Source organism: Microbacterium sp. NPDC089696, from assembly GCF_044749125.1.
In the GTDB taxonomy this organism is placed as follows: domain Bacteria; phylum Actinomycetota; class Actinomycetes; order Actinomycetales; family Microbacteriaceae; genus Microbacterium.
In genome coordinates, this window is record NZ_JBIVHF010000007.1 from 1 (window position 1) to 3,629 (window position 3,629).

At 71.8% G+C, this 3,629-nt stretch carries 1 protein-coding gene; it reads right to left on the bottom strand.

Annotation, left to right across the window (positions count from 1 at the left end; genetic code table 11):
- On the bottom strand, window positions 1–3,614 hold a 3,614-nt coding region (locus ACIPY8_RS19225), incomplete at its 3' end, for a beta strand repeat-containing protein (protein WP_400821615.1).
- Between the last annotated feature and the right edge of the window lie 15 nt (window positions 3,615–3,629).

The following is a 3,629-nucleotide window of genomic DNA, read 5'->3' on the forward strand; positions in this document are numbered from 1 at the left end:
CCCGTATTCGTCACCACCACCGTGTACTCCACCGTGTCACCCACCACACCGATATCACCCACCGACAACACACCCGACTTCACCGCCGACAACGCAGGGGTGCGCGGGATCACGACGGTCGCCGCGTCGTCCGCGTCCACCGTGGCGCCGGCGGGAGAGGTCGCGGTCACGGTCACGGAGTTCGCGACCGAGCCCGCGTCGATGTCGGTCTGGGTGAGGGCGTAGGTGGCGGTGCCGCGCGCCTCGGAGCCGACGGGGAGAACGCCGGCGGCCTCGGGGGCGTCACTCGGCCAGACGACCTCGATGCCGCTCATGCCGGGCAGCACGTCGTCCAGCGTCACGTCGCGCAGGGTCTGGTTGCCGGTGTTTCGGATCGTGAAGCCGAACTGCACGAGGTCGCCGACCTGACCGGTGGCTCCGGCCGCGAGCGATCCCGTCTTGTCGATCGAGATGCCGTCGGCCGCGGCCACGGTCGGCGTGCGCACGAGGTCGGAGGGATCGGAGACCGCCGCGCCGCCCGGCGTCGTGCCGGTCGATGTCGCGGTGTTCACGACCTCGCCCGCGTCCACGTCGGCCTGCACGATCGCATAGCTGGCCGTCGCGGTGGCGATCTCGCCCGGCGCGAGGACGCCGTTGGTCTCGGGCCATCGGACCACCGGCGTGGACAGCCCGGGGAGCGGGTCGGTGAGAGTGATGCCGGACACCGTCACGTTGCCGGTGTTCTCGATCGTGAACGCGTAGTCCACGATGTCGCCGACGTCGCCGTCACCGCGGACCGTCGCCGTCTTGCCCGTGACGAGCTGTGGCGCCGCGGCGGCGACCGTGGTGTTCGTGGCGGGGGTGCTCGACGTGATCGTGTCGCCGACCGGGGGCTTGCCGCTCGCCGTCGCGATGTTCGTCACCGAGCCGCGGTCGACGTCGGCCTGCGTGATCGTGTAGTCGGCGGTCGCGTCCACGGTCTGACCGGGAAGCAGGATGCCCGGCTCGCCCGGCCAGTCGAACGTCGGGGAGCTGACGCCGACGAGCGCGTCGACGAGATCGACGAGCGTCAGCGTGACGTTGCCCGTGTTGGTGATGCCGAACGAGTAGTCGATCCGGTCGCCGACGCCGCCGGGGCCCGCGACGATCCCGGACTTGGTCGCGGCGAGGCCGGGACGGGCGGAGATCTCGACGGAGGCCGTGGCCGCGCCGGTGACGTCGGCGCCCCGCGGGGGCGTTCCCACACCGTCGACGGCGCTCGCGACGGTGCCGCGGTCGACGTCCGCCTGGGTGAGTTCGTAGGTGGAGGTCGCGGTGACGGTCTGCCCCGGCAGGAGCACGCCGGGGCGCGCGGGATCCGGCCACACGTACTGCGGGGCGGTCGACGCGGTGAGACGGTCCGCCAGCGAGACACCCGTCAGGGTCACGTTGCTCGTGTTCTGCAGCGAGTAGGTCCAGGTCACGACGTCGCCGGCGATGCCCGTGGCATCGGGATCGAGCTGCGCGCCCTTGGTGACGGCGATCGAGGCCTGGATGCCCTGGGTCTCGACCGTCTCGAGGCCGGGAGGGCTCGTCACGGCGCCGCCGCGAGAGCTCCCGCTCGCGGTCGCCGCGTTCGCGATCGATCCGGCGTCGACGTCGGCCTGCGTGATCGTGTACCGGGCGGTCGCGGTCGCGAACTGTCCGGGGGCGAGGGTGCCCGCGGTCGAGGGCCAGCTGATCGCCGGGGCCGTCAGACCGGGCATCGGGTCGTCGAGCGTGATGGCGCTGACGGTCACGTTGCCGGTGTTCTCGATGCGGAACGTGTAGTCCACGGTGCTGTCCACGCCGCCGTCGCCCACGATCACGCCGTCCTTGACCACGGTGAGCGCGGCAGCCGGCTGCACCGTGTTGATCACCACGGGGTTCGAGTCGGCGACGACGACGGTGCCCTGCTCCGTACGAGCTTCGACTCCGGCGACGTTGCGGACGAAGCCGCGGTCGACGTCGGCCTGGGTGAGCGTGTAGCGCGCCGTGCCGACGACGGTGTCTCCGACGAGGAGCTCCCCTTCGGGGCCGGGCCACGCGATCTCCGGCAGCGAGAGCCCGGCGAGCCTGTCGATGAGCTTGCCGTCCTGCACCGTGACGTTCCCGGTGTTCGTCACGACGAGGCGGTATTCGATGACGTCGCCGACCGCGCCGATCCCGGGCTCGAGCAGTTGGCCGCTCTTGACCGTGGTGAGTTCGGCGGCCTCGTCGATCGGCACTGTGGTGGAAGCCGCGCGCTCGACGGCCGTGCCGCCGGGGGCGTTCGCGGTGAGTGTCGCCGTGTTGTCCACCGCGCCTCGATCGACGTCGGCCTGCGTGAGGTCGTAGGTCGCGACCGCGTCGGCCGCCTCACCGGGTGCCAGCACACCGGGCGCTCCCGGCCACGTCACGTCGATCGCGGACAGCCCGTCGAGCGGATCGGCGACGTCGACGTCGGACAGCGTGACGTTGCCGGTGTTGACGACGCGGAACGAGTACTGCACCGTGTCGCCCGCTCGTCCCGTGGCTCCCGGCTCGAGGGCGCCGGACTTCGTCAGAGTCGCATCGGGGGCACCGGCGACGGTGGGCAGGACGACCTGCTCCGACGCGTCGTCGACGGTCGTGCCGTCGGGCGCCTCACCCGATCCGGTCGCGGTGTTCGTCACGGCGCCGCGGTCGACGTCGTTCTGCGTCACGACGTAGCGGGCGGTTCCCACGACCGTCTGCTCCGGTGCGAGGACGCCCGCCTCTCCCGGCCAGACCAGGTCGAAGTCGAAGAGCCCCTCGAGGGGGTCGACGATCCCCACTTCCGTGAGGGTCACGTTGCCGGAGTTGCGCACCGCGACCGTGTAGTCGATCACATCGCCGACGGCGCCCGCGCCTCCGTCCGCGTACGCCGCGGTCTTGGTGGTCTCCACCGCGGGAGCGGGGTCGTCGAGAACCGTCACGACCTCGTCGGAGGTCGCCGTCAGCGGCGAGCCGGCGGGCGGGCTGGCCGTGGCCGTCGCGGTGTTGCGCACCTCTCCCGTGTCCACATCGGCCTGCGCGACGACATAGGTCGCCGTCGCGGTCGCGACCTCGCCGGGGAGGAGGATCCGCTCCGTGGTCGGCCAGCTGATCTGCGGGGCGCTCAGACCTGCGAGGGAGTCGGACAGGACGACGCCCGAGAGCGTGACGTTGCCGCGGTTCTCGATCGTGAACGAATAGGTGATCGTGTCGCCGGCCGCCCCGCCTGTCGTGGCTGCCGCCTTCGTCACGACGAGAGACGGCGCGCTCGTGATCGCCACGGTCGCGGGCGCGGATGCCGTGACCGGGGCGCCGCCGTTGGGCGGTGTGCCCGAGCCGGTGACCAGGCTCGACACGCTGCCGGCATCCACATCCGCCTGCGTCAACGTGTACGTCGCGGTCGCCGTGACCGACTGCCGCGGGCCCAGGACGCCCACGGGCGTGGTCCACGCGTAGTCGGGTGCGCTCGTGCCGACCAGGGCATCCGTCAGTGCTGCGGTGTCGAGGGTGACGTTGCCGTCGTTGGTCAACACGTACGTCCAGGTCACGACATCCCCGGCCTTGCCCGTCGCCCCCGGAGCCAGAGCACCCGCATTCGTCACCGACACCGACGGCGCAGCCACCGCCGTCTCCACCAC